The following is a 25,933-nucleotide window of genomic DNA, read 5'->3' as shown; positions in this document are numbered from 1 at the left end:
GCTCACTAATGATTCCACCGGGGCCACCCGGTACGAATTTTACTCTTCAGCCGCCTGTTCCTGCTCACGCTTTTCGGCGTTCAACTTGCGGATCTTGTCAGCCAGCGGACCGCCATGGCGGGTGCCCTTGCGGCCCGCTCTGGTATCACGTTCCTGAGCTGTCATGGTCGCGTCTCTTTTCCTGTCCGCGACCGCCTGATGCTTCTTGCGCTGCTCCTGAGCTTTTTTACGACGGCTTTCCTTACTGGTCGGGTCTGCCAAGAGTTCCTGCTTCTTGGTCTTGCGTTCCAGCACCGTCATCATGCTGCCCAGTTTGCGTGATTTCTTGTTACGACTCATTACTTCTGCTCCTCCGCCTCAGCGGCTGCCGCTTCTGCCGCAGCGGCTTCAGCTGCAGCCAGTTCGGCCTCTATACGTTTACGCTCCCACTCTTCGACGGTTTCGAAGGTGATTTGACCGAGCTTGCCGGCACGCATCTCGGTCAACAGAATTTCCGATGCCTTGTGGCGATCAACCACACCACCCGGACGCAGACAGCCGCGCTTGCGACCAATCTCGTCGAGCAGCTCATCCTGTCCCTGCGGCAAGGCTTTCAGCTTGTAGCGCTCCTGCAATCGCTCCGGATAGTCCAGCAACAGGAAGCCGGCGGCATAAGCAGCCACCATTTCATGCTCGATGGCGGTATCCTTGATAGCACCGCTGGCGGCCAGGCGGTAACCGGAATCTTCGTCCTCGATTTTGGGCCAGAGAATCCCGGGCGTATCCGACAGTGCCATGCCGTTATGGACGCTGTACTTCTTTTGAGCCTTCGTCACCGCCGGCTCATTGCCTACCTTGGCGATTTTGCGACCCAGTAGCGCATTGATCAGTGTAGATTTACCCACGTTGGGGATACCCATGATCATCGCGCGTACCGGCCGATCCTGACGGGTACGTGCCGGTACCATCTGTTTGCACATCTCAGGGATACGCTTGATCAGAGCCTTTTGCTGGGTATCGAGCGCTACCGCGGTGACATCTTCACGGGCATTTAAGTAGTCCAGCCACTCCTGGGTCCGCTTGGGGTCAGCCAGATCCTGCTTGTTCAGCAACTTCAGTACCGGCTTGCCCTTGCGCAATTGGTCCACCAACGGGTTTTCGCTGGACATCGGCAGGCGGGCATCGAGGACTTCGATCACGACATCGATCTCATCCATTACTTGCGCAATTTCCTTGCGCGCCTTGTGCATATGGCCGGGAAACCAGTTGATACGGGTCATGCGTTATCCAGTACTTGTGTTCGGAAGGCCCGACATTATACCTGCGTGTGGGCTTCAACCATACCGGAAAGCCCAAAAGTGGTGATAAAATCCCCCTTTAAATTAAGCTCTACCCGGGGAGATCCATGGAAAGCACAACGGAAAAGAGCCAGACCCTGCTGGCACGGCAACCCATTTTCGATCAGCAGCAACGCGTGATCGCTTATGAGCTGGTTGCCAACGATACGGGTCACCTGAATGCCATGATGGAACTCGACCCCGAGGCCGAGTCCGGCTCCGAACTGCTTCTGCATGCATATACGAGCATCTCTGACCAGGGTGAGATCAAGCGCGTTCCCGCCTTTATCCGGGTCAGCCAGAAAATGATTCTGGACGGCAGCATGCCCACATTACCTGCCAAACAGGTCGTTATTTCAGTTCGCATTACCGAGCCCGACAATAAGGACCTGCTGCGGGCCATCCACGCCATGGTCAAGGAAGGTTATCGCTTTGCCCTGCACGACTTCCGCTATAGTCCGGCTTACGATACCGCATTAAAGCTGGCCAAGATCGTCCGCATCGATGTCAGTGACATGAATGCCGACGAGATCCGTGAACAGGCTCAGCACCTGGAGCCATACAAGTCCACTCTTCTGGCCAGCAACATCTCAACTTTTGAGGCTTTGGATGAGTGCATCCAGTGCGGCTACAAACTGTTCCAGGGCAGCTTCCTGAGCAAGCCCAAGGTCGTCAAGGGCCGCAAGGTCAGTGCTAACCAGATCGCCCTGATGCAACTGATACAGGAGCTTCAGAAGCCGTCAGCCACACCGGAAGCGCTGGAAGACATGATCATCCGCGACCCCATCCTGACCTACAAGCTACTGCGTATCGTTAACTCGGCGGCCTATTCACTGGTGCGTCAGGTCGAGTCAGTTGCCGAAGCTGTTGTGCTGCTGGGAATGGAGCAGGTGCGCAAGTGGGCAACGCTGATCGCCATGTCCGCCAACAAGGATAAGCCGGAAGAACTGACCCGTATTCTGCTCACACGCGGCCACATGTGCGAAATGATCGCGCAAAGCCAGAACCTGCCCAATCCATCCGGTTTTTTCATGGTCGGCATGATGTCCGGTCTGCATGCCATGCTCGACATTGATCAGCCAACACTCCTGGAGCAGCTGCCCCTGGGTGAGGATATCAAACTGGCGCTCAGCGAAGGTCAGGGACCAATGGGGCAGCTACTGACGCAAGTGATGGCTTATGAGTCTGGAGACTGGGACCTGTTGCCGAGCAATTTCGACGTTTCACTCTACGAGGCCGCCTACCGTCACAGCCTGAAATGGACCAAAGAGTCCATGCAGGCGATGTACGAATAATACTAAGTACGGACGGTAAAAAGTACAGACGATAAAAGGCACGCATTCGGTGAAGGGGAAGCCCGAATGCGTGCAACGTATGTCCATATTCTCCTGTCTGGGCAGGTCAGCACACGTCCCGTGCGCTGTTGAATATCAGTATAGACAGCGTTGAAATTTTTTCGCGTCAAAAAACGCCTATTTTTTATACTTTTTTACAACGCCAATTAAAGCAACCGGTTATAGCTGCTGTTTGAAGTTGCACATGAAAAAGTATCAGGAAGGAAGGGAAAATATGAGGGACTGGCGGACGCCAGCCCCCGGCAGGAATCAGCTTTCAGGCAGTTCCAGTTTCTGCGGTGATACCAGCACACCGTTGTTGTCGGCGTAGACGTACTCGCCTGGGCGGAAGGTGACACCACCGAAAGTAACCGGCACGTTCAGCTGGCCAACTCCCAGCTTCTCGGTTTTCATCGGGTGAGTACCCAGCGCCTGTACACCCAGGTTGTCCAGCTCAGAGATCGCATTCACATCACGGATGCAGCCGTAGATGATGATACCTTCCCAACCGTTGTTCTGAGCTTTCTCGGCCAACATGTCACCCAGCATGGCACGACGCATGGAAGCGCCACCATCCACGACCAGCACCTTGCCCTCACCCGGCTGAGCGACCTGTTCGCGCACCAGTGAGTTGTCCTCAAACGCCTTGATGGTGACAATTTCACCACCGAAGGTTTCACGACCGCCATAGTTGCCGAACATGGGTTCAACCACCTGAACCAATTCTTCGAAGTGATCGCAGAGCTCGGGCAGCAGATCTTCCATCGGGGTACTCCTTCAATATCGGTTGAATAATGCCGGGCATGATCGCCGATCCATGCTGCAATTGCACTACAACTTATGCAGTAGAATCGGCGCCCCGGTTTTGCTTATCAATCCTGCAGCGCGGCCAGCAGCGCCTGCACCGGGTGTGGCAACTGCTGAGCGTCGAAACGTTTCACCTGAGAACGGCAGGAATAGCCGGTTGCCACCAGCTTGCCCTTGTTGCCCGGCTCGTTAACGATGCCACGCCAGCTTAGCTCGTAGATATCTTTCGAACGCTGCAGATTATCGCTTTCGTGGCCAAAAGTACCGGACATGCCACAGCAGCCGGTCGAGATCACTTCCAGCTGCTGACCCAGCGCTTCGAAGATCGCCTGCCACTGACGAATGGACGGCGCGGCCGAAGTTTTCTCGGTACAGTGCGCCATCAGACGGTATACGTTGGACGATGCAGCAGGACGTTCAATATTGTCGAGCTGTGCACTCAACCACTCCTGGATCAGCTGTACCGGCGGCAACTCGCCTTCAATCACATCCTTGTACTCCTGACGGTAGGTCAGAGTCATCGACGGATCGATACCAACCAGTGGCACCTCATACTCGGCAAGCTGCTGCAGCATCTGCGCGTTTCGATTGGCCGCCTTGTCGAAGGCTTTCATGAAACCGTGAACATGTAACGGCTTACCGTTGGGCATGAACGGCGCCACCAGTACGTAGAAGCCCAGCTTGCCCAACAGATCGATCAGATCCAGCACCAGACGGGTCTCGAAATAGCTGGTAAAGGCATCCTGCACGATCACCACGGTACGCTGACGCTGGGCGTCGGTCAGGCTTTCAATGGCTTCCGGGGTTGCCCATTCGATACCGCGAGCCTCCAACCCCTTACCAAGGGTATTGGTGCAGATCACAGGGCTGTCGACCATGCCGCCGACGCGACGCATGAAGCTGCGTACCAGCGTGTTGCGCATGGCCCAGTTGTAAGGTGCCGGAAATTTGGACAGCGTCGGAATCATGTACTCCAGGCTGCCCACCAGATAGTCCTTCATCGGGCGCAGGTAACGACCGTAGTAAACCTCAAGGAAGCGGGCACGGAAATCAGGTACGTTCACCTTGATCGGGCACTGACCGACACAGGACTTGCACGCCAGGCAGCCCATCATCGCTTCATGGACTTCGTTGGAGAAATCGTAATCGCCGTTGCGCTTGGCCATCGTATTGCGAATTCGTCCCGGCAGCGAACGGATAAAGCCTCGCTGACGAATCTGTTCGGCCTCAGCCGTCACATCTACACCACGATTGGCCATCAGCCGCAGCCATTCACGAATCAGGGAAGAACGCCCTTTTGGCGAGTGCACACGCTCACGGGTGCCTTTCCAGCTCGGACACATGGCATCGTTCGGGTCGTAGTTGTAGCAGGCACCGTTGCCGTTACAGTTCATCGCTGAATCGTACTGCTCACGAACCGGCTCACTGATCTGACGATCGTGCTGGCCACGAGTGGCAACATTGTCGATCTTGAGCAGTTCGGCACCCTCGATCATCGGCGTGGCGATCTTGCCCGGGTTGAGCTGGTTACGCGGATCGAAACAGCCCTTGATCTGCTGCAACACGGGATACAGCGGCCCGAAGAACTCCGGCGCATACTCTGAACGTACGCCCTTGCCGTGCTCTCCCCAGAGCAGACCCTTGTATTCCTGCGTCAGGCGAACCACTTCGTCGGTGACTTCACGGATCAGGGTTTCCTGTGCCGGGTCTTTCATATCGATAGCGGGGCGAACATGCAGCACGCCAGCATCAACATGACCGAACATGCCGTAGGCCAGCCCCTTGTCATCCAGCACCTTGCGGAACGCCATGATGAAGTCGGCCAGATTTTCCGGCGGCACGGCGGTGTCTTCCACGAAGGGAATCGGGCGCTTCTGCCCCTGGGCGTTACCCAAAAGGCCCACCGCCTTCTTGCGCATGCCCCAAACCTTGTTGATTTCGGCAGCACCGTACACAACGCTGTAGCCAAAGCTCTTGCCCGCCTCACCGTTGACACTCTCCAGGTGTTGGCACAGCTGCTCTACCTTGGCACGCAGCGCAGCTTCATCATCACCGGTGTACTCCACCAGGTTGATGCCCTGAATCGCGGGATCACCTTCTTTTTCCGGGAAGTAGTCACGCACCGTATCCCAGACGATATCGCCCATCGCCAGGTTCAGTACCTTGGAGTCGATGGTCTCGATGGATGTGGGCTGCCACTCCATCAATGCCTTGGCATCGCGCAGCGACGTTTCAAAGCTGTCATACTTGATGTTCACCAATGCCGCATATTTCGGAATAGGCAACACATTGAGCCTGGCTTCAGCAATGAAGGCCAGTGAGCCTTCGGCACCACAGAGGACCGAGTTCAGGTTGAATCGGCCGGACTCGTCACGAATATGAGCAAGGTCGTAACCGGTCAGACAGCGGTTCAAAGTCGGAAAACAGGCGTCGATCTCGGCCTGTTTGGTCTGCTGAATCTCGTCCAGCAGGCGGTGGGCTTCACCCACACGATCTTTCCGCTGCTTGATGCTGCTGAGCTCAGCGTCATCGATCGGGCCGGACTCCCATACAGTGCCATCCAGCCAAACACTGGTAAGCCCCAGAACATGATCACGGGTCTTGCCATACAGCACGGAACCCTGACCACTGGCATCGGTGTTGATCATGCCGCCGACCGTAGCACGGTTACTGGTGGACAGTTCCGGCGCGAAGAACAAACCATAGGGTTTGAGTGCGGCGTTGAGCTGATCCTTGACCACCCCGCCCTGTACGCGCACCCAGCGCTCGTCCGGGTTAATCTCCAGAATACGGTTCATGTGCTTGGAGACGTCGACGATCAGGCCATCGGTCAGGGACTGGCCGTTGGTTCCGGTACCACCACCTCGGGCGCTCAGGACCACATCCTTGAAACGCGGGTCATCGGACAGGGTGGCAATCATGACCAGATCGTCAGTGTTCTTGGGATAGAGCACTCCCTGCGGCAGCACCTGATAGATACTGTTATCGGTTGCCAATACCACACGGTTGGCGTAGTCCGGACTCAGATCACCCTTGAAACCCTGTTGCTGCAGGGTTTCGATAAAGTCCAAATACAGGCTTTGGGTATCATCAATCTTGTCAATGCGTGGGATCATGGTGCTCTCCGGGGCTTTATTCTGTGCGCTCTGGCTTGGCTGCTGATCAGTCTGTCAGCCGGCAGTTACAGCCATTGTTCGATGGTGGCTAATAATGCAGAATCATCATTTATCATTCAAACGATTAAATTCTATCAATTAACAAATATCACTGATCAATATGAGCAGCCCCATCGGCATCCGTCACCTTCACGCCTTTATAGAGGTGTCCCGTTGCGGCAGCTTTACCCGCGCAGCCGGACACCTGCACCTGACCCAATCAGCGTTGACCGCCACTATCAAGCAGCTTGAACAGGATGCAGGCTTGACGCTGTTTGATCGCACCACGCGCAGCGTAGTGCTCAGTGCCGAGGGTGAGCGTTTTCTGCCGGTCGCCGAGCGTCTCTTCTCTGACTTCAATGCCGCGCTGACCGACTTGCGTGCCCGCGCCCAGCTACAACAGGGCCATGTCAGCGTAGCGGGCTCGCCATCTGTGGTGACACGTTTGCTGCCCAGCGCCCTGTCGCAATTCAGCCGCCAGTACCCGTCGATAAAGGTGAACATTCGTGACGAAAGTGCCGGGAACCTTGAACAGAGAGTGTTGAGCAACGAAGTCGATTTTGCCATCGCAGGCAACCACTCTCAGCAAACCGATCTGGACTATGCCCCCCTGATTCGTGATCGCTACGGCCTGGTGGTTCCCTGTGATCACCCTCTGGCGACTCTTCGATCACTGCAATGGCAGCAAGTGCCTGATGACAACCTCCTGCTGCTGTCCGAGGATACCGGTATTCGCGCTCAGCTGACCCGTTTCAGTCAGAGCGGACAGATTCCACTTAAACTTGATCGGGTCCAGATCGAAGTGTCCAACCCGGCCGGCATGGCCGCTCTGATCAGCCAGGGACTCGGGATAACCCTGTTACCGGCCCTGGCAGCGGACGTGCACTCCTTCGCCGGGCTTGCCTTCATTCCTCTTGACCAGCCAGTCATTGAGCGCGAAATCTGCATTATAACCCGCAAGGGGCGTGCGCTCAGCCCTGCTGCAGCCGCTCTGCTTGATACCCTGCGCCAGCACCTTGAACACATCGCACTGCCTGAATGGGTACACACAACCGAATAGGTGTTTTGCGACCGGGCTGCAGCCGTCATATCCGGCCTCGTGCAAAATATAATTGGTCTATGCTGATGCGTGTGCGGAGCACGTCGGTCCGCCAATCTCGACAGAACGCGGCCGGGTCCGCCAATCAAAGGGGAATACCAATGTACAAGACAGTTCTAGCACTGGGCCTTGCGGCCCTGCTAAGTCAAGGCGCGCTGGCTGATGAAATGGCTACGTCAGCGCCTGCCGATGCACAGGTCTACATTATTTCACCAGAGAATGGCACAACCGTTCCACAGACGTTCAAGGTCCAGTTTGGTCTCAGCGGCATGGGGGTAGCGCCAGCCGGGATCGATAAAGCCAACACCGGCCACCACCACCTGATGGTCGATGGCCAGCAGATGCCCATGTCAGGCAAGGCAATGGGCAAAGAGGTAATGCACTTTGGCGGCGGCCAAACCGAAACCATGCTCACCCTTCCACCCGGGCAGCACACATTGCAGTTGATTCTGGGGGACATGGGGCATGCGCCGCACAACCCGCCGGTGATGTCGGAGGTGATTACCGTAACCGTCGAATAGACAGTCATATACCTGACGGGCCTGCTGGCCCGTCAATGTCATCGGCCATGTGTTCCGCCTTGGCCACACTAACCCGATAAGGCCATTACTGCCCCTCCCCATATATTGACGACTCATCTCGTAAAAGCCCCGTGATAGTGACCAAATTGTAAAAGCACCACAGTTATGCAACCATCGGCCCGCGCTTTCACAATCAGTGAAGGCCTGTTTACAGGTTCAGGATTCGAACCTCTATCTCGTATCTCATGGAGGACACATGAAAAGAACGCTCGCCCTGATTTGCCTTGCCACCTTTGCAGCCAACGCCCACGCAGGCGTCAAGGAAAAGAAAGCGCTGCGCGCAGCCGATGAGAAAGTCGCCGCTGCTGCCACCCAAATGCAGACAGCCTGCGGCAATGGTCAGCTAGAAGTGAAGATCGACTGGAATGCAGTCGACGCCATGGCAGAGCAAAACAGTGAAATTATCAAGTCGAAAGGGATGCGACTTGAGTGGGTCTATACCCAGCTTGGTGATCGTACCGTTTCGACCATGGAAGCACTGGGCAAAATTTGTGCAGATGATACGGACTACAAGGGCGCCATCGCAGAAATCAGCATCATTCAGGTGCAACCCAAACCGAAATACGATGACTACAAGTCAGTCTTTTCGTTAGAAGGTACTACACTCAGTATCGATAATGGCTGGTACATGACCCGTTCTGCCAGCGATTTCCGCACCCGTCTGCTAAATCTTTTCTGACCGCAGTAACAAGGCCAAAGCTGCATCGCTTCAAGTCTGCGATGCAGCTTTGATAGCGAGAAGAACCAGCTGAGCCTGTTTCCCGCACGAAAGGCAACAAGGGCCAGAAGTCAGCCCGCTTACCCTTTCAGTACTCTTGCCATTGATAGTCTATGCTGAAGAGTGCAGAAGACCTGCAGCAATCCGAATCCGATATTTCGGGGGAGGCTAGCGTTATGTCCCTTGCACCCACTGTGCAGATGTTCCTGGACCGCCAGCATGTGCCCTATCGCATGTTGCATCATACCTACGCGGAAACCATGATGAGTTCGGCCATTGCCGCTCAGCTGCCCGCTCGTAAAGTCGCCAAGGGCGTGGTACTCAGGGATGAAGAAGGTTTCGTGATGGCCATGGTGCCGTCAGATCGCATGGCAGACCTTGACGCCATCAATCGCAGAATGAACCGCCTGCTGGAACCCGCCTCACAACAGGATGTCAATCTGCTCTTCCGCGACTGCAAACAGGGCGCTGTCCCCTCTTTGGGACAGGCCTACAACATGCCGGTTATCTGGGATGATGCCCTGGCACAGGAAGAAGACTGCTATTTTGAATGTGGCGACCATATGGACCTGTTACGCCTGGACAAGGCCTCGTTCGAGCAACTCATGCACTCGTATCCTCACGGGGCCATCAGTCACTGACTGACTACATCGGATGATTCAAAACGGCGCCTGATGGCGCCGTTTTCTGTTTCGAGGCACAGTATTTCATCGCTGGACTCAACCCACAGCAACAAAGATCCCCCCATAAATTCCAACGCTTTGGTCTACCCCCCAAACCCTACTTTGGGCCCCTTTATCAAGCTGCATCTTGATGCATCTGGAAACGAAGCCTAAAACTGCTCAAGCATGGTGGACTCGCCTTTGCCTGGACACAACGTCTGTCATGTCAGCCCAAGGCTGTTTCGTCTGGAAAGCTGCCATGCAACGGAGAGCGGTACCGGCGCTTGCCGCTTGATTGCTCAACAACATTTACCCGCCCGCAAACATTATCAGAAGGAATCTGACATGTTACACAAAACTACAATAGCCACTATTGGACTTCTGCTTCCCTTATTTGCTTTCGCCGATGAAGCAACCAGTGACCTCAGTTATGAGGCCTATATCGAATCCGACAAGCGTATCAAGTGCCTTTATGGCTATGCCGCCGACAAAACCGGCAACCATGAAGCCGCCATTCGTATCTTTGAGGACTGCATTGAACGCTGGAGCGATGTCTATTCCATGATCTGGCTGGCGCAGATCTACGAGTCCGGGATAGGTGTACCTCAAGACCTGGCCTATGCCACGGCATTGATGAAGAAAGGTGCTGAACTCAATGACGAAGCCGGCTATTCGGTACTGGCACGTTACCACTACGGCAGAGCTCTGTATGAAGGAACAGGTACACCGAAAGACCCGGCTGCAGGCCTCAAGTGGCTGCGTCAGGCCGCTGACGAGGGTAGTGTGGACGCCCAACAATATCTCAGCAAGCTCAACGAACAGTGACTCACACACACTCGTGTGCTTCATGCGTTCAGGGCCTCATTTCCTCCAAAAGGTCGATGAGGCTCTGCAACGCCAGGCTGGGCTGCCCTTGCCACACAAGATGAGTACAGTTTTGTGTCAGGCCCTGTGGCAGCCTGTGCTGCTGCACATGCGTTCCTTGTACCGCGGTCGAAAGTACTGATGCCGGCACTATACCCACGGCAGCGCCGGCAGAAACAGAAGCCACAATGGCGTGATAGGAGCCCAGTTCCATGATTCGCCTGGGGGATACACCTCCTGAGGCCAACCACTCGAGTAGACAGCGCCGATAGGAACAGCCATGAGGAAAGGCAGCAACGGCTCCAATTTCCAACTCCGCAGGTGAACTGACTGGCGGATGTCCAAGCGCAGTAATCAGCACCAGCTCTTCCTGAAACAACGGCAAGGTATTCATCTGTGCCGCATCAAAGGGTTCGGACACCAGTGCCGCTTCTATTTCGTGGTCCCTCAGCATTGCCAGCAGTGCGCCGGTACTTCCTGTCTTCAGGTCCACAGAGACGTCTGGATAGTGCCTATGAAAGCGGGACAGGACGGCGGGCAAACGAACAGCCGCTGCACTTTCAAGCGAGCCCAGGCGCAAGGCCCCAGCAACCCCAATGCCTGTTATCTCCTGTACCACCTCATCCGCCAATCGCAACATTTTATCGGCATGCCCCAGCAGCCGCTGCCCGGCCTCAGTCAGCACCAGATTCCGTCCCTGGCGCCTGAACAGTGCACGACCCAGACGATCTTCGAAGCGTTTGATCCGTGTTGTGATGTTGGACGGTACCCGGTTCAGTACTTCTGCAGCTCGGTGTATGCCTCCTTCGCGCACCACGGCTTGAAAAATCTGAAGGTCTTCAAGCGTTATTGTTCTCATTTAGTGAACCTTAAAAATCGATTATTCAATTTTTAATTATATGCAGCTCCTGTCTAATGGCGAGCATGAACATGCACACAGACATCAAGACGCACAGCCTGTCTACTTCCGTCATCATTACCACCGGCATACTGGCACTGGCCGTTGCCATGGGAATCGGCCGCTTTGCATTTACCCCATTACTGCCGCTAATGCTCAGAGGTGGCACTATTGAGGGCGACGCAGCACACTATTGGGCAAGCGCGAACTATCTGGGTTATCTGCTCGGCGCACTTACAGCTGCAAGACTGCACCGACACACAGTGAAAGGTCTAACGTACGGACTTTTGGGTACAGCCCTGATGACACTCGCACTGGGCTGGGTGGACACGACGACCCTGGCCCTGATCGGTGCCATGCTGCCGTTCAGCTGTAGCATGGCAGCGCTCTTGCTCATCGTTTCATCCCACTGGCTGTGTCAGCAGCCCAGCGCGTCAACCTGATTAGGACGGAGTTTTATGTCTTCACTGACTACCCTCTTCAACATACAACACCCGGTCATCCAGGCCCCCATGGCCGGGGTACAGGGCTGGGAGCTGGCTGCGGCCGTGTCCGAAGCTGGAGGGCTGGGGTCCATTCCCTGCGCCATGCTATCCCCGGATGATCTGCGCCAAGCCGTACGCAATTTTCGCGAGCAGACCTCAAACCCTTTGAATCTCAATTTCTTCAGCCATCAACAACACATTGCCGACCCTGCCAAACAACAAACCTGGCTCGAACGCTTCCTGCCCTATTATGAGGAGTTGGGGGTTGAGCCACCGCCAAGCTCAGCCGCCCCCGGGCGCCAGCCATTCAATCAGGCCATGGCTGACATCGTGACTGAGTTGAAGCCGGACGTTGTCAGTTTTCACTTTGGCCTGCCTGACGCCCATTTGCTGCAACAAGTGAGGGATGCCGGTGCCAGGGTGATTTCTTCAGCCACCACGACCGAGGAAGCCTGCTGGCTCGAACAACAGGGTGTGGATGCCATTATTGCCCAGGGGGTTGAGGCTGGCGGTCATCGCGGAATGTTTTTAAGCGAGGATATCACTCGCCAAATTGGCACTTTTGCCCTGCTGCCGCAGGTTGTTGCGGCGGTTAAGGTGCCGGTCATTGCCGCTGGGGGCATCGCCGATGCGACGGGCGTCCAGGCGGCACTGGTATTAGGCGCAGCTGGCGTACAAGTCGGCACTGCCTATCTGCTGTGCCACGAAGCCAACACCTCATCGATCCACCGCGCCGCCTTACAGAGTGAAGCAGCACACCATACCGTGCTAACCAATGTATTCAGTGGCCGTCCAGCACGTGGCATTGTAAACCGCATGATTCGTGAACTGGGTCCGATCAGTCCGTTCGCACCACCTTTTCCACTCGCGACGGCCGCATCGGCGCCATTACGCAGCAAGTCAGAAAACATGGGCAGTGGCGACTTTACACCACTCTGGGCAGGACAGAATATCAGTGGCTGCCGGATATGTCCGGCAGCCGATTTAACGCGTCACCTGGTCTCGGGACGCCCCACTACCTCCGAGAAATAACCCCCGGCATGTGTTGCATAGCTCCCGGCACTAGCCGGGAGCCTTCAGGAGCACACGTACACAAAGCCCTCCGGCTTCGGCATGATCGAATTCAAGCCGACCATTGTAGCTTTCAGCGATGGACCTGCAGATCGACAGGCCCAAACCGCTGCCTTCACCACTGGTCTCATCAATACGCACGCCGCGTGCCGCCAGGCGCTGCAGGTTTTCATCCGCTACGCCCCTGCCATCATCTGCAACACTCAGACACCAATTACCGTCATCCAGCGCTGGCGCCACGATGCTCAACTGCACGCGCGATTTCGCATGGCGCCAGGCGTTATCCAGCAGGTTGCCCAGCAGCTCAAGCATGTCATCACGATCAAAAGGGATGGCGTCATTCGGCAGGTCAGCATTAAAAGCAAGATCATTGCGCCCAATACGTGCCAGCAGCTGTATAAGGTGTGGAACTTCCTCCCGCGGTACAAACCGCCGCCCGGGGCCTGGAGCACCCGCAATACGTGCTCGTCTTAGTTCCCGTTCAACGCGTTGGAGCAACTCTCTGTACAATTGCATCAGTTGCTCACCCTGCTCCCGGTCCGGATGCTGCTCGGCCATCCACTGTAATTGTTGCAACGGACGTTTCAGCTCATGCGCCAGATTTCCCAGTGCCATGCGTGAACGACTGATCTGCTGCCCCGACTGATGCAACAGCTGCGTGATACTGGCCACCAGGGGGGCGACTTCATCAGGTACATCGCATGGAAATTCCACCGCCTCGCCCGCCTGCTGCTGAGCCAGCGCCCGACGCAGAGGTTCCAGTCGTGCAAAACCCCGATGCAACACCCGCCGCTGCAGCAACAGCAACACCGGCACACTCAGCCCCAGTAACAGCAGCAGAGTCAGCTCAAAGTGCCGCTGATCATGCCGCAGCTGAGCAATATCTTCTGCCAGCCAGAGGGTGAACTCCTGTCCCTGTTTGACGAACCCCTGCTCCACCACCAGCCAGTGCTGATCAGCAACCGGCGCCAGCAGGCTGACAGTCAGCTCTCCGGGTTGCTGAGGCGTTATCCTGGGCTCCACATCCCACAGAGATCGAGAACGGTAAATTCCTGCCTCAGAGACCAACATATAGTAATGACCGGAGTGAACGCGCCGATAGGCTTGCCCCAGCCCCTCGGTATTCAGTCGCCAGGCCCCTTCTGCCGTTCGCTCCAGCGCCGCGATCAGATTTTCGGCCTCATCATCAAGCCGACTCACCACAAAACTTTGGGTAAGCCGGGTCACACTGATATGAACTACTGCCAGCAACAGTAGCAAGACGACCATGAGTCCCAACAAGAGCTGCCGGCGTATGCGCCATTCCAGCGAACCGGGTTTCCGCTTCATATCAGGACGCCGAAGCCGTTGACGACGGCAGACAGTAGCCCTGACCACGCCGGGTCAGGATGACGTCCTTGCCCAGCCGCTGTCGCAACCGGTTGATATAAACTTCGATCACGTTGCTGTCGCGCAGGTGCTCTTCCTCGTAGACATGCTCACTCAGTTCGGTCTTTGACAGGATGCAATCCGCGTTTAGCATCATGTATCGGAGCAGACGGAATTCGGTGCCAGTCAGCTGATGAAGCTGACCTTGTGCATCAGCAACGGTTTGAAGGTTCATATCCAGTTGCATGCCCGCAATCTCGAGCTGGCTGCTGGCATGGCCATGATTGCGTCTTACCAGCGCTTCCAACCGTGCCACAAGCTCTTCCACATGGAACGGCTTGCCGAGATAGTCGTCGGCGCCGGCCTTGAGTCCATCCACTCGTTCATGCCAGGCATCACGCGCGGTCAGAATCAGCACCGGCATATCACGCCCGGCCTGGCGCCAGTGCTTGAGCACCTCCATGCCAGGCTTTTTGGGAAGGCCAAGGTCCAGAATAGCGGCATCAAATGTCTCCTCAAGCCCCATGAACTCGCCATCAACACCATCAAAAGCCGCTTCGACGGCATAACCCGCCTTTTTCAGTGATGATTTGAGACGCTCGACCAGTTCAACATCATCCTCAACCAGCAATAGCCTCATGCTCAGTCCTCAATCTCTTCCTTTAGCACCACACCGGTCATCGGATCCAGTTTGAACTCCCGGACCACCCCATCGGGGTCCAGTATTTCAATCTCATAGATCAGAACGCCATCCTCATATTCGACCTCCACATCGAGCAGCTGCCCCTTGAACCGCTTGGGGTTAAGCGCCATCAACTCGGACAGGGGCCTAATCTCGCCGGCATGAACCCGCTTGAGCACTTCATCCTGGTCCAGGTGTCGGCTGGCAAATGCGGCTGAAGAGGCCAAGGCACCCATCATCAGGACGGGCCATGCGAGCATGTACCTTAACCAAACCATAGAATCCTCCTCAGCCATTATTCAAAAAGACAATGTCAGTCCTGGTCCGAACCACTCGGCGCACGCTTTCGACCGGTCACCATTGATTTCACCAGGCTTTCCCGGTGCCTCAGACTGGCAAGCACGACCCCACCCAGGTGCAGCGCCACCAGTAGCAGCAACAGGTTACCCATCAGCTCGTGAACTTCCTCTATCCAGTCCTCACCCCAGAAGAGATCAGTTCCCAGCCATCCACTTAATGTCAGCAGTGCCAGCGACCCCAGGAGCATCAGCACCATCATCCCACCGGCCGGATTATGGCCGATATGACGTACTTCCTGTCCGTTGCCAATCGCCTTAAGGTAACTTATTACTTTCTCCGGCGAACGTACAAATTGGCTGAAACGTGCATAGCGGGTACCAAAAAGCCCCCAGATAACGCGAAAGACGACTAAGGCCGCCACCGTATAACCGGCCAGTTCATGTAAGTCCTGCCACTCATCCGCGCTCAGCCAGGCCACTGTGAAGCAGACTACCAGCGCCCAGTGAAATAGCCGTACAAACGGGTCCCACACTTTCACAGTGACCATCTCAGCCCCCTTAGTCCTCTACTTCCATCTTAACGATCTCGAACGTTTTCGGATTGAAATAGGCTTCAACCCGACGTTGCTTTTCGTCATAGCCATAGATTTCATAGCAACCATCATCGACCTTGAACTTCTTGACCTCCCAGCCCTTGGCCTGGACGGCATCGCGGAAGGCCTGTTCGCTCTGCCACTCGTTCTTGGGTACATTGCACTTGTCACCGGCCATGGCCGGTGCGGAAACGACGGCGGTTGAGATCAGCAGAGTTGCAAGCAGTGATTTCATAGATCTGACTCCTGTGTTGGTTGACAGGAGCCAGTGTAGAGGGAAGGACTTAAATGAAACTTAAAGGACCGAACCAGGACGGCATCAGTCGTTCAGGTGGATACCCGTTTCATCCTGACGAATTCGACCAGCCTTCAACAACTGACCGAGGGCCATTTTGTATGCCTTTTTGCTGACACCAAAGGTCTCGCGGATAGCATCGGGATCACTCTTGTCACCCAGAGGACAGTGGCCATTTCGTGTTTCAAGGTACTTGAGCACCTGCTGTGCCAGCGGGTCCACGCGCCCATAACCAGGCTTCTCCAGCATGACATCGATCTTGCCATCTTCACGCATCAGCTTGATAAATCCGGACAGACGCTGTCCCGGACGTACCGGGCGGTGAATATCCTGCCGGTGCAACAGCCCCATGGCACGGTTATCGATGATCACCTGATAGCCGATGTCGGTCGGACGGACAACCAGTAGCTCTACCAGTTGAGCCTGCTTGTAGTCCTCACCACTTTCGAGATGCTTTTCCAGTTTGGCAGTAGCCGCGATACGGTTGGTGTTGTCCAGGTACAGGAATACGGTGACGTAATCACCTGCCTGCAGTGGTTTAACCTGCTCGTTGAACGGCAGGAACAGGTCTTTGGGCAGCCCCCAATCAAGAAAGGCACCGATTTTGTTGACCTCAACCACTTTCAGGTTGGCGAACTGTCCCACTTGGGCACGCGGGCGTCGCATGGTCGCGATCGGTTCATCGTTGGAGTCCAGGTAGACAAATACCGACAGGCGATCACCGAGACGGGTATCTTCAGGGACCTCGGACTTGGGTAATAAAATCCCCCCAGCATCACCGCCATCCAGATAAACGCCGAACTCCACTTCGCGAATGACTTTCAGCTTATTGAACTGCCCCGTTTCGGCCATGTACCACCCCTGATTGCATCTGCAGACTCGCCGAAACGTCCTGTGCAGACGCGGCGACAATAAAAAAGGCACTCTTGTGAGTGCCTTGCACAGTATACCCGAGTTTTCAGCCATTGCCGCCGGATTGAGGTAATAGCCGCTATTCAACTGATTCGAACAGGCATATGCTGTTGCGGCCAGACTTCTTGGCCTGGTACATCGCCTGATCGGCCTGCCGGAGCACTTCACTTTTACACTCTTGTACCCCCGAAAACAGCGTCACACCAATACTTGCCGAGCATGTATGACTGACCCACTCAAGCTCCCCCTGATCTGAATCGACAACCAGCCGAAAAGGTTCCACTACTGACTTGCGAACGGCCTCAGCGATCTCCAGTGTCACGAGTTCTGCTGCCTCAGCACAGCCCCCCAGGGAATCCAGAACCACGACAAATTCATCTCCTCCCAGACGGGCAACCAGGTCCGTATGGCGAACACTTCGACTGAGGCGCCTGGCAACCTCGACCAGCAGCTGGTCACCAACCATATGCCCATATTGGTCATTGAGGGGTTTAAAGTTGTCCAGATCCAGCAACATCAAGGCGCCATACTCACCCGTATTCTGACCAGCCGCCAATGTCTCAAGCAGGTGCTCGTTCAGCATCCTGCGGTTTGGCAGGGCTGTCAGTGCGTCATAATAGGCCAGCTCTCGAATGGTATGCTCCGCACGTGTTTTTTCAATCGCAATGCTTGCCAAACGGGCTGTGTGCTCTATCAGCTCGATCTCGGTGTCAATGGGTATCGCCGAGCGGCGATGGTAGATCGCAAAGGTGCCCAGGATGTCACCGGAACCGGCCTTGATTGGCTGTGACCAGCAGGAAACCAGCCCTGCCCCGATTGCAACCGAGCAGGCACCTGCCCAATTCGGGTGAGATGCAATATTTTCAACGATGACTCGCTGACCAGTACAGGCTGCGATACCGCAGGGCCGGCTGTTGTGCCCAATGGCGACCCTGCCCAATGCACGCGTGTACGATTCTGGCAGGCTGGTCGCCACACGGTTCCCAAGGTACTGGCCCTCATCATCTGCCAGCAGGATACTGCACATCATGTCTGGGCACAGGGTTTCAACACCCTGCACTATCGCCATTAAGATCGGGCGCAACTCCTCGCCGCCGGCCAGCATCTCCAGTATGCTGCTACGGAAGCTTTCCAGCTTTTCGGCACGTTTGCGTTGGGAAATATCGACGATGAGACCCAGCATGCCGCCCTGACCATCTCCCAGCTCGAAGGTTTTGCGCTGATATAACACGGTCCGGACACACCCATCCCCGAAGGCCAGTTCAATTTCTTCTCGGGTTTCACCCCGCTCGCGCAACAGTTCCAGATCGGCCTTCTGAAAAGTATGGCGAGACAATTCCGGCAGATAATCGAGATCCATCACCGTTTTGCCAACAAACTCCTCGCGGGCAATTCCAAAAGCCTTTTCATAGGCAGCATTGCACGCAATGAAGACGGCGTTGTTGTCCTTGACGAAGATCGGGTTGGGCAAGGCATCAAGAAAGGCGGAGAACAACGTGACCTGATTTTTCAGTTCACGCTCGCTCTGTGCCAGGCTTTCGAGCAACTGCTTGATTGAGGCGGCATTACCAAGCAGCTCGTGCGATACTCCATCGCCATAGATGTTATCCATAACAAAACCATAGTGCTTAATAAGGAAGCGTTCAGGCCTGAACGCTCTTAGCATACTAGACAAGCTTCAGAAGTAGCTCAAACACTTTTCAGCCCGCTGGTGGCCCCAAGCCAGAGCGCTAAAGCTGGTAAACAGCTACCTCAACCTTTTTTCTTGGCCCGCTTTTTCTTGAAGTAGTCCTTCACTGGGGTGGGTTTGCTTGGCAGGGCCGCTGCGAATCGCTCACGCAGGGCATCTACTCGGCCTTCCTTCTGCTCATGCTGCCTGCGATGCCGGTGCTTGTCACCCGCTTCGCGGAAATCGACAATCTTAAGATCAGTCATGATTCAATCGCTCATCATTTCACTGACCAATATCATCGGCAATGATGTCAGCGTTGTCGATATGCAACACTACACCTTTAGGCGCATAGTGTCGTCATGAGACGCTGTTACAGGCGAGTGGTTTCTACTCGCTCGGCCATCACGACCAGCCGCAGGCTGCCCCCGGTGGTAATCGCATCAAACGGGTAACAGGTCACCAGTAACAGGCCCTTTGGATAGGCTTCAGGACGCAGCTGTACCCTTGCCGAGTCCACAATCTGAACCGCCTCTACCCGGTAAGCCACCTGCCCATCAGTATCCGTCAGGTACAGATTTTGACCAATGGCAATATCTTTTAAAAATGCAAAGTGGGTATCGCGGTGGCCACTTATAATCCGGGCACCGGCTTCCAGCGCCTTTGCCTGCATGTTCTCGCCCGGCCCAAATGCCAGTACGCTACCCGTATCACCCGCCAGTACGATCTGGTTGAGGCCGATTTCAGGCATGCTCAGTTGCGCCACCGGCCAGTGGTCGGCCCAAGGCCATGGCTTGACTGGCTCACCATTGTGCACCGAACGTTCCCAGGCGTCGGCCAGCAGCCATTGGGCCACCTGCGCCTTGGCCGGTATCCAGAGCGCCTGACCGATAAGGCCCAGGCCGACGACACACATCGCTGCCAGCCCTGCCTTGATCAACCACCGGCTCATGCCGAAACCTCGGACTTGCGCTGCACTGCGATCAACAGGCCACCTGCCGCCAGCAGCATTGCCATGCCGATCATCAGTGTCCACTGGTAACCGGTCGCGCCCTGCGCCATCTGCAGTTGCAGACCATGAGGCTTGGCTGTCGGAACCGCCTGCGAGTCTAGTGTCTCGGACAGCGGTCGCACCGGTGTCCGGTCAACCGCGACCATGCTGGTATAGGGCGTTACCAAGTGATACTTCAGACCCAGCTCAATGATGGCTTCACGGATACGCGTCTCGCTCTCGCCATGCAAATAGCGACGACGCCAGTCCTGCACCGCCCGCTGTGCCCAGTCCACCGAAATGCCGTGACTGTCATTTGTTGACTGAATATTCACCGTCTCGGACCAGACGGCATCACCAATACGACCGCTGATCTCCACCTGAGCACCCGATTCCAGTTTCATCGCCAATGCCAAAGGCTCACCGGCATAGAGGTCGGGCACTCGGGATGGCATCACTTCATGCACACCGGCACCGCTAATGCTGATGTTGGCCAGCACCGGTTTGGCCAGGCGATCGAACAGAGCCTGCATCTGCTCCTGCGCTTCACCCGCTGATGCGATATAGCGGTAGGTGCCACGACCTGCAACGGCAGCCTCTTCCATGAAAAAGCTGTTGGGCGCACTGCCAATACCAACGGTGTAGAGTCGAGCATCACCCAGCCTGTCATTAATCAGTTCAAACAGCTCTTTTTCATAGGAGACACTGCCATCGGTGATGAAGATCACCTGACGCAGATGCTGGTTATCATCACTGTCGACCAGTGCCGCCTGTAAAGCCGGCCACATTTCGGTACCGCCACCGGCACTTAAATGTTCGATGAAGTTTATGGCCTGCTGTTTATTACGTGCATTGGCCGCAACCGGAGCCCGATAGAGAGATGAGGTGTCGGAATTGAATTCAATCACATTGAAGGTATCACCCGCCGAAAGCCCCTGTATGCCCGCTATCAACGCAGCCTGTGCCGCCTTGATCGAAGTCCCGCCCATGGAGCCGGACGTATCGATAACGAACGTCACCTCTCGATCAAACACCTTTGTAGCCAGGTCCTGCGGCGGCATCAGCATCAACAACCCGTAATTATCTCCCCCTTCCGTCTGTTCGGAGAAGAAAGCTGCGCTGGGCTGTGCCGAGGCGACCGGCGCCCAGCTCAATACGAAATCCTTATACTCGTCGGCTTCATCAATCAGCACACTGACGACCTGCTGGCGGGTTTCCTCTTCCTGCCTTGTCACGTCATGAGACGAGCTGTTGATATAGCCCAAGGGAAAGCCGGGCTGCAGCGCGACTTCAATCGCCACCTTGCCCTGCTTGTCCTGCTCCTCGGCGCCGTTGACCATACGTGTTTCACGCTCACCGGGCAGTATCTGCCAGCCCTGAGCCAGATTGACCTCTCGTGTTACTTCTCGCGCGGCCGACTCAATCAGGCCCGAATAACGCGGTGTAATCGCAAGCGGGAATCGCAGTGAGAAAGCCCCTTCCTGCCAGACAAGCGTCTGCTGATATTCAATCCGAACGGTGACCTCACCTCCAGGCGGAATATTAGCGACCGATGTATGAAACAGGTTGGGGCGGTCCTGCTCCACCAGCGCCGCCTGTTTGCCTTCGGTTTTGGCCGCTTCGTAAGTTGCTTTTGCCTCTTCCTTTACTTTGATTTCGCCGGCCACGACACGGTCACCGATAATCAGCTGCATATGATCGACAGCAGCTTCGTTAGGCAGCGGGAACAGGTAGAGCGCCTCAGTCCAGTTGCTACCGGGGTTGCTGAACGTTTGTGTCACCTCGGCTCTGAGAATCGGGCCAGTGACCGTCATTTTGACCTGCGTATCCAGCAAGGGCATCTCGCTCATCCGCCCTTCCTCATCCCTCGAGACCAGAGAACCACGTGTTACCTCGCTGGCCTGCAATGTGTCGGCCCTGAGTCCTGCAGCCTGCAGGCATAGCAGCAACCAGCTCAAAACCCATGCCGTGCGCCCGATCTGTGATAACGTACCCATCTCGCTTTCCTCCATCCTGTTGATACCGGCAGGATCGGATACGGGTTTGAGAAAAGTTTGAAGTGAATGTGAAGTCGGCCGTGGAATTGTGAGGGAGCACGGGATGCATGTACTGATCGTCGAGGATGAGCCATCAATTGCGGATACGGTGCAGTATGCCCTGCAAACTGAACATCTTCAGACGACCTGGGTCACGACGGGTCAGGCGGCACTGGAACGACTGCAACAGGATAAGGTCGACCTGATCCTGCTCGATATCGGCCTGCCCGACATGAGTGGTTTTGATATTTGCCGCCACATACGCCAATCCTCATCAATACCCGTGATCTTCCTCACCTCTCGCCACGAAGAGATCGATCAGGTACTGGGGCTGGAGTTGGGCGCCGACGACTACGTCACCAAGCCCTTCAGCCCACGGATACTCACCGCCCGTATCCGCGCTCGTCTGCGCCAGCCGCAAGAAGCCAAAGTAGCGGACGGCGGTTTCGCCCACGACGCCGAGGGCTGCCGCATTACCCTGAACGGTTCGCTGCTTGAGCTGAGCCGGTACGAGTATCGCCTGCTGTTGCTGTTGATGAACCATCCCGGCCGGACCTACTCACGCGAACAGTTGATGGAGCAGGTTTGGGAAGAGCCGGAACGCAGTTTCGATCGCACCGTGGATACCCATATCAAGACCTTGCGCCAGAAGATCCGTGCCATCAATGCCGAATGTGACCCCATCCGCACCCATCGTGGTTTGGGGTACAGTTTCGAGGTAACGGCATGAGCCTTCGCCTGCGCCTGCTGACCGTGTTTCTGGTCAGTGTCCTTACCGGCCTGGGTAGTGTGGTTTACTGGGTACTGGACGAATTGGAGCCCCGCTATCAGGAGGCCCAGGAAGATATTCTGGTCGACTTCAGCGAGTTTACCGCGGCCTTGATCAGCCAGCAGGCCGTAGAGCTTGATGCCGACGGCAGCGTCCAAATCGATACCCGGCTGATGGAGCAGACATTTGCAGCGATTCAGCCCCGTACATTACACGCCCAGATCTACGACCTGCTGAAAACCGAAATCGATATCCGTATCTATGTAACGGATGCACGGGGAACTGTCATCTTTGATTCAGAGGGACAGCAGGATCTTGGCAAGGATTACTCACAATGGCGTGATGTCTACCTGACGTTGCGTGGTCGCTATGGTGCTCGCAGCTCCGACGATACCCCTGATGACCCCGAGAGCGAACGACTCTACACCGCCAGTCCCATTTTGTACCGGGGTGATACGATCGGTGTGGTTGCGATCGGCAAGCCGACCCGCAACATCAACCGCTTCATCGCCCACCTGAGTAACAACCTGGTGTACACCTCAATCGTAATTGCGCTGGGAACCTTACTGGTCGGCCTGCTGATCACCTTCTGGATTACCCGTCCGATGCACCGGCTCGAAGCATATGCTCTTGATGTATCTGAAGGCAAACGGGTTGCCCTGCCGTCACTGGGTAATAACGAAGTTGGCCGTGTAGGCACTGCACTGGAAAGTATGCGGGTCGCACTGGAGGGCAAGTCATATGTAGCTGACTATGTGCAAAGCCTGACCCATGAGCTCAAATCCCCCATTGCAGGGATTCGAGGCGCGGCCGAACTGCTGCAAGAGCCCATGTCGGACGAGCAACGCAACCGCTTTCTCAACAACATCATCGAGCAGGGTTCCAGAATGCAGTCCCTGATCGAACGCCTGCTGGACCTGGCGGCCATCGAGCACCTGAACACCCTGAGCAATGCAGACAGCTTTGCCGTAACCGATCTCATCGATGGGGTGTGTTCTGGCCTTGAAGACTACGCCAGTCAACATCAGGTAGTACTGGATAAACAATGTGATCCGGAAATTAATGCCTACGGTGACTTTGCCTTGCTGAGCGATGCATTGGGTAACCTGATTAAAAACGCCATCGAGTTCGCGCCGGCCGATAGCACCGTAACCATTCGTGCCGAACTCAGCGATGCAGGCATCGGCATTGAAATTCTGGACAGCGGCCCCGGCGTACCCGCCTTTGCGGAAACCAAACTGGTACAAAGGTTCTTTTGTCTGCCTAAACCCGATGGAAGTAAAGGCAGTGGCCTGGGGCTCAGCTTCGTCCACGAGATCATGCAGCTGCATGGTGGTGCACTAAGCTACCGACGTTATACCGAGGTTGCGCCTTATTTGACGGGCTTCAGGCTCGAGTTGCCGCAGGGTGATTAGAAGCCAATAGGGGCCCGTTCATCCCCGCTTGCTTGAAACAGTTTATGGATAATCCCGTGTGTTTTCCGGGTAAATTGGAACCTACCCTCAACGGCCATTGAGAGACTTCACTCAGCGGCTCGATTGAGCGCCAGCTCCTCTTCCGAGAGAGCGATAACAAATGTGTAGCGTTGCATGACTCTTTAGCGATAACTCGAACAGTAATCGGGGCCCCGAGCCCGCATAGCAAGGCAGAGTCAGCTTATTACCATGAACACGCCTTCGTGTTTGCCTGTGAGCAGACCAACCTTCCCATTGTCGTGGTCAATCCAAACAGCATCAGGCGCTATGCCCAAGCCATTAGTGTACTGACAAGATCGATGCCAGTGTCATCGCCCGCTTTGCCGCCACCATACAGCCCGACATTAAACCTACTCCTGACAAACAATCCCTTCTAATCAATGACTTACTAATTCGCCACAGCCAGCTGCTTGAGATGCAAACCATGGAGAAAAACCGACTCCAGATCTTGCCCAACACTACATCGTTCCATCAAAACACTACTGCGTTCGTTACAAACCTTATTCAGGACGGGACACCATCACCAAATAGATCGATGAAGCGGTCATGCAGGTTAAACACTGGCGCACCAAAACCGAGATCCTGACCAGTGTGCCGGGCGTCGGTAAAGTCCTCGCCTACACCTTGCTCAGCGAGTTACCAGAACTCGGCAAACTCAACCGCAAAGAGATCGCTGCACTCGTCGGTGTCGCATCCATGAACCGTGAAAGCGGTACCAGGAGTGGCAAGCGGCGCATCCGTGGAAGCCGTCACCGTATACGCACCGTCATGTTCATGGCGATGCTCCGGGTTGCCGCTAGATTGTTTTAGCCACGCTCGGCGGCGCTTCCAAGCCCAAGGGTTGCCCCCCAAAAAATCGCCCCCTAACCTCTCTAACAAATAGAGTAACGTCACTATTGTTGTCAAAATCCCTATGATTATATGCATGATCTATCCTTTATCGTTTAACGTTTTAATCATACGCATGCGTTTTTTACTCACGAGAGGAGCCGAAAAGAGGGGCTAAGTGGCTGTATTGGTGGGATAAATGGTGAATCACAGCTATTTTCCTCCGTTGAAAACGAGCATGCGCTTTTTCCTGCTGATCCTGCGTGGTATCACGCAACGGTCAACCCAAAATGCCTTGATATTGGACCAATTCCTCGAGTGTGACCCGTCAAAAATGAGCATACCCAAGTGGTAAACCATGCATTGGAGAAGGCTAGCGCCCAATAGACTGTCTAAAAGCCAGAAACTCTGTACACCCGCTCATCAGCCCCAGCTGGCCGGAGCAACAAACCGGTTCCCAAACCCGTACGCCATGTTTACACTCCCGCCTTCTGATGAGCAATAACGGACCATACGCAACATGCGTTATCGTATTTCCACATCCTATTACCGGAAACAAACCGCCAGCCATTTGCTCTGGATGCTGTTCCTGGCCGCTGCGGTACTGGTCAGTCTTTATTATCTGTTTGAAGCCTCTACGGTTGCCGACTTCATTCTGCCGGTGCTGGGAGTAGCCGCCTGTTCCGCCTACTTCATCAAGCTGTTTCGTCATCTCCGACTGGGCCGCCAGGCTTACCCTGAGGTCGAGCTAAGTCCGGAAGCTAAAACTCTGGCAGTCATCCAGGGTGAGTCCCGCGTGGAGGTTGATATCAGCCACATCCTCAACCTTAAACTGCAGTTCAGAGGCAAGCAGCTGGAAGGGATGCAGGTGACAACCGGTGAAGGGGAAGTCGTTCGATTGGAAGGCTATGAGGACATTGCAGCCCTCGGGGAAGCACTTGAGCAACTGACGCCCGACAGCAATGTGACCCGTTCGCGCCTGCGCATTCGCTAACAGAGCGATATTGCGTTCATCGGTCCGAACGG

The 25,933-nt window shown here is 55.5% G+C and carries 27 protein-coding genes; 12 read left to right on the top strand and 15 right to left on the bottom strand.

All coding sequences use genetic code 11. The features are described from left to right. Positions 1-39: 39 nt before the first annotated feature. On the bottom strand, positions 40-339 hold the full coding sequence (locus tag ABD013_RS04285) for a hypothetical protein (RefSeq protein WP_343802784.1): 300 nt from the start codon (positions 337-339) through the stop codon (positions 40-42). Next, the gene (gene ylqF, locus ABD013_RS04280; RefSeq protein ID WP_343802781.1) at positions 339-1,259 is read right to left on the bottom strand and encodes a ribosome biogenesis GTPase YlqF; all 921 of its coding nucleotides are present in this window, start codon (positions 1,257-1,259) and stop codon (positions 339-341) included. Before ylqF ends, ABD013_RS04285 begins: the two co-directional genes overlap by 1 nt. 125 nt (positions 1,260-1,384) lie before the next feature. On the opposite strand from ylqF, the gene ABD013_RS04275 reads away from it, so the two are divergent. Further along, complete coding sequence (locus ABD013_RS04275; RefSeq protein WP_343802778.1) at positions 1,385-2,611, top strand: EAL and HDOD domain-containing protein; 1,227 nt, start codon at positions 1,385-1,387, stop codon at positions 2,609-2,611. Between the two features lie 309 nt (positions 2,612-2,920). Here the strand turns inward: ABD013_RS04275 and rraA are convergent, their stop codons facing one another. Continuing rightward, a complete protein-coding gene (gene rraA, locus ABD013_RS04270; RefSeq protein WP_343802776.1) occupies positions 2,921-3,415 on the bottom strand; it encodes a ribonuclease E activity regulator RraA in 495 nt (164 codons plus the stop codon). A 107-nt stretch (positions 3,416-3,522) separates the two neighbouring features. Beyond that, positions 3,523-6,573 carry a D-2-hydroxyglutarate dehydrogenase YdiJ gene (gene ydiJ, locus ABD013_RS04265; protein ID WP_343802773.1) on the bottom strand — a complete coding sequence of 1,017 codons (3,051 nt, stop codon included), beginning with the start codon at positions 6,571-6,573 and terminating at the stop codon, positions 3,523-3,525. A gap of 160 nt (positions 6,574-6,733) precedes the next feature. Here ydiJ and ABD013_RS04260 point away from each other — a divergent pair, with 160 nt between their 5' ends. The 5 genes from ABD013_RS04260 to ABD013_RS04240 all read left to right on the top strand — a co-directional run bounded on the left by ABD013_RS04260 (position 6,734) and on the right by ABD013_RS04240 (position 10,497). Continuing rightward, positions 6,734-7,672, top strand: a complete 939-nt coding sequence (locus tag ABD013_RS04260; RefSeq protein ID WP_343802770.1) for a LysR family transcriptional regulator — start codon at positions 6,734-6,736, stop codon at positions 7,670-7,672. A gap of 140 nt (positions 7,673-7,812) precedes the next feature. After that, positions 7,813-8,232, top strand: a complete 420-nt coding sequence (locus ABD013_RS04255; RefSeq protein WP_343802768.1) for a DUF4399 domain-containing protein — start codon at positions 7,813-7,815, stop codon at positions 8,230-8,232. A 256-nt stretch (positions 8,233-8,488) separates the two neighbouring features. Then, complete coding sequence (locus ABD013_RS04250; RefSeq protein ID WP_343802765.1) at positions 8,489-8,971, top strand: hypothetical protein; 483 nt, start codon at positions 8,489-8,491, stop codon at positions 8,969-8,971. A 215-nt stretch (positions 8,972-9,186) separates the two neighbouring features. Beyond that, positions 9,187-9,651: an aminoacyl-tRNA deacylase gene (locus ABD013_RS04245; RefSeq protein WP_343802762.1), complete on the top strand. Its 465-nt coding sequence runs from the start codon at positions 9,187-9,189 to the stop codon at positions 9,649-9,651. A 366-nt stretch (positions 9,652-10,017) separates the two neighbouring features. Then, positions 10,018-10,497 carry a tetratricopeptide repeat protein gene (locus tag ABD013_RS04240; RefSeq protein WP_343802759.1) on the top strand — a complete coding sequence of 160 codons (480 nt, stop codon included), beginning with the start codon at positions 10,018-10,020 and terminating at the stop codon, positions 10,495-10,497. 28 nt (positions 10,498-10,525) lie between these two features. Here the strand turns inward: ABD013_RS04240 and ABD013_RS04235 are convergent, their stop codons facing one another. Continuing rightward, a complete protein-coding gene (locus ABD013_RS04235; RefSeq protein WP_343802756.1) occupies positions 10,526-11,395 on the bottom strand; it encodes a LysR family transcriptional regulator in 870 nt (289 codons plus the stop codon). A gap of 71 nt (positions 11,396-11,466) precedes the next feature. On the opposite strand from ABD013_RS04235, the gene ABD013_RS04230 reads away from it, so the two are divergent. Together ABD013_RS04230 and ABD013_RS04225 are read left to right on the top strand one after the other, a co-directional pair. Continuing rightward, the gene (locus tag ABD013_RS04230; protein ID WP_343802752.1) at positions 11,467-11,877 is read left to right on the top strand and encodes a YbfB/YjiJ family MFS transporter; all 411 of its coding nucleotides are present in this window, start codon (positions 11,467-11,469) and stop codon (positions 11,875-11,877) included. Between the two features lie 15 nt (positions 11,878-11,892). After that, complete coding sequence (locus ABD013_RS04225) at positions 11,893-12,951, top strand: NAD(P)H-dependent flavin oxidoreductase (protein ID WP_343802749.1); 1,059 nt, start codon at positions 11,893-11,895, stop codon at positions 12,949-12,951. 30 nt (positions 12,952-12,981) lie between these two features. On the opposite strand, the gene ABD013_RS04220 is transcribed toward ABD013_RS04225, so the two are convergent. The 10 genes from ABD013_RS04220 to ABD013_RS04175 form a co-directional block, all read right to left on the bottom strand. After that, positions 12,982-14,319: a sensor histidine kinase gene (locus tag ABD013_RS04220; RefSeq protein ID WP_343802746.1), complete on the bottom strand. Its 1,338-nt coding sequence runs from the start codon at positions 14,317-14,319 to the stop codon at positions 12,982-12,984. 1 nt (position 14,320) lies between these two features. Then, positions 14,321-14,998, bottom strand: coding sequence for a response regulator transcription factor (locus ABD013_RS04215; RefSeq protein WP_343802743.1), 678 nt, complete (start codon positions 14,996-14,998; stop codon positions 14,321-14,323). 2 nt (positions 14,999-15,000) lie between these two features. Then, entirely contained in the window at positions 15,001-15,300 is a 300-nt protein-coding gene (locus tag ABD013_RS04210) for a PepSY domain-containing protein (RefSeq protein WP_343802740.1), read from the bottom strand. A gap of 53 nt (positions 15,301-15,353) precedes the next feature. After that, positions 15,354-15,887, bottom strand: coding sequence for a cytochrome b/b6 domain-containing protein (locus ABD013_RS04205; protein ID WP_343802737.1), 534 nt, complete (start codon positions 15,885-15,887; stop codon positions 15,354-15,356). A gap of 10 nt (positions 15,888-15,897) precedes the next feature. After that, positions 15,898-16,167 carry a PepSY domain-containing protein gene (locus ABD013_RS04200; protein ID WP_343802734.1) on the bottom strand — a complete coding sequence of 90 codons (270 nt, stop codon included), beginning with the start codon at positions 16,165-16,167 and terminating at the stop codon, positions 15,898-15,900. Between the two features lie 84 nt (positions 16,168-16,251). Beyond that, positions 16,252-17,079: a CvfB family protein gene (locus ABD013_RS04195; RefSeq protein WP_343802732.1), complete on the bottom strand. Its 828-nt coding sequence runs from the start codon at positions 17,077-17,079 to the stop codon at positions 16,252-16,254. 139 nt (positions 17,080-17,218) lie between these two features. Then, positions 17,219-18,751, bottom strand: coding sequence for a diguanylate cyclase domain-containing protein (locus tag ABD013_RS04190; RefSeq protein ID WP_343802729.1), 1,533 nt, complete (start codon positions 18,749-18,751; stop codon positions 17,219-17,221). 140 nt (positions 18,752-18,891) lie between these two features. Further along, positions 18,892-19,074, bottom strand: coding sequence for a tRNA (uracil-5-)-methyltransferase (locus ABD013_RS04185; protein ID WP_343802726.1), 183 nt, complete (start codon positions 19,072-19,074; stop codon positions 18,892-18,894). A gap of 107 nt (positions 19,075-19,181) precedes the next feature. Continuing rightward, the gene (locus ABD013_RS04180) at positions 19,182-19,760 is read right to left on the bottom strand and encodes a class GN sortase (protein WP_343802723.1); all 579 of its coding nucleotides are present in this window, start codon (positions 19,758-19,760) and stop codon (positions 19,182-19,184) included. Further along, a complete protein-coding gene (locus tag ABD013_RS04175; protein ID WP_343802720.1) occupies positions 19,757-21,796 on the bottom strand; it encodes a marine proteobacterial sortase target protein in 2,040 nt (679 codons plus the stop codon). Before ABD013_RS04175 ends, ABD013_RS04180 begins: the two co-directional genes overlap by 4 nt. Positions 21,797-21,899: 103 nt before the next feature. On the opposite strand from ABD013_RS04175, the gene creB reads away from it, so the two are divergent. The 4 genes from creB to ABD013_RS04155 all read left to right on the top strand — a co-directional run bounded on the left by creB (position 21,900) and on the right by ABD013_RS04155 (position 25,901). Further along, on the top strand, positions 21,900-22,565 hold the full coding sequence (gene creB / locus ABD013_RS04170) for a two-component system response regulator CreB (RefSeq protein WP_343802716.1): 666 nt from the start codon (positions 21,900-21,902) through the stop codon (positions 22,563-22,565). Continuing rightward, positions 22,562-24,019 carry a two-component system sensor histidine kinase CreC gene (gene creC, locus ABD013_RS04165; RefSeq protein ID WP_343802714.1) on the top strand — a complete coding sequence of 486 codons (1,458 nt, stop codon included), beginning with the start codon at positions 22,562-22,564 and terminating at the stop codon, positions 24,017-24,019. The genes creB and creC overlap by 4 nt, the downstream gene beginning before the upstream one ends. A 606-nt stretch (positions 24,020-24,625) precedes the next feature. Beyond that, entirely contained in the window at positions 24,626-24,889 is a 264-nt protein-coding gene (locus ABD013_RS04160; protein WP_343802712.1) for a transposase, read from the top strand. A gap of 538 nt (positions 24,890-25,427) precedes the next feature. Next, positions 25,428-25,901: a hypothetical protein gene (locus tag ABD013_RS04155; protein ID WP_343802710.1), complete on the top strand. Its 474-nt coding sequence runs from the start codon at positions 25,428-25,430 to the stop codon at positions 25,899-25,901. The last annotated feature ends 32 nt before the right edge of the window (positions 25,902-25,933 follow it).

The sequence above is a fragment of the Marinobacterium maritimum genome (assembly GCF_039523155.1).
Lineage (GTDB): Bacteria > Pseudomonadota > Gammaproteobacteria > Pseudomonadales > Balneatricaceae > Marinobacterium > Marinobacterium maritimum.
Note: the sequence above shows the minus strand (reverse complement) of the source record. Positions and strands in the feature narration are given on the sequence as shown.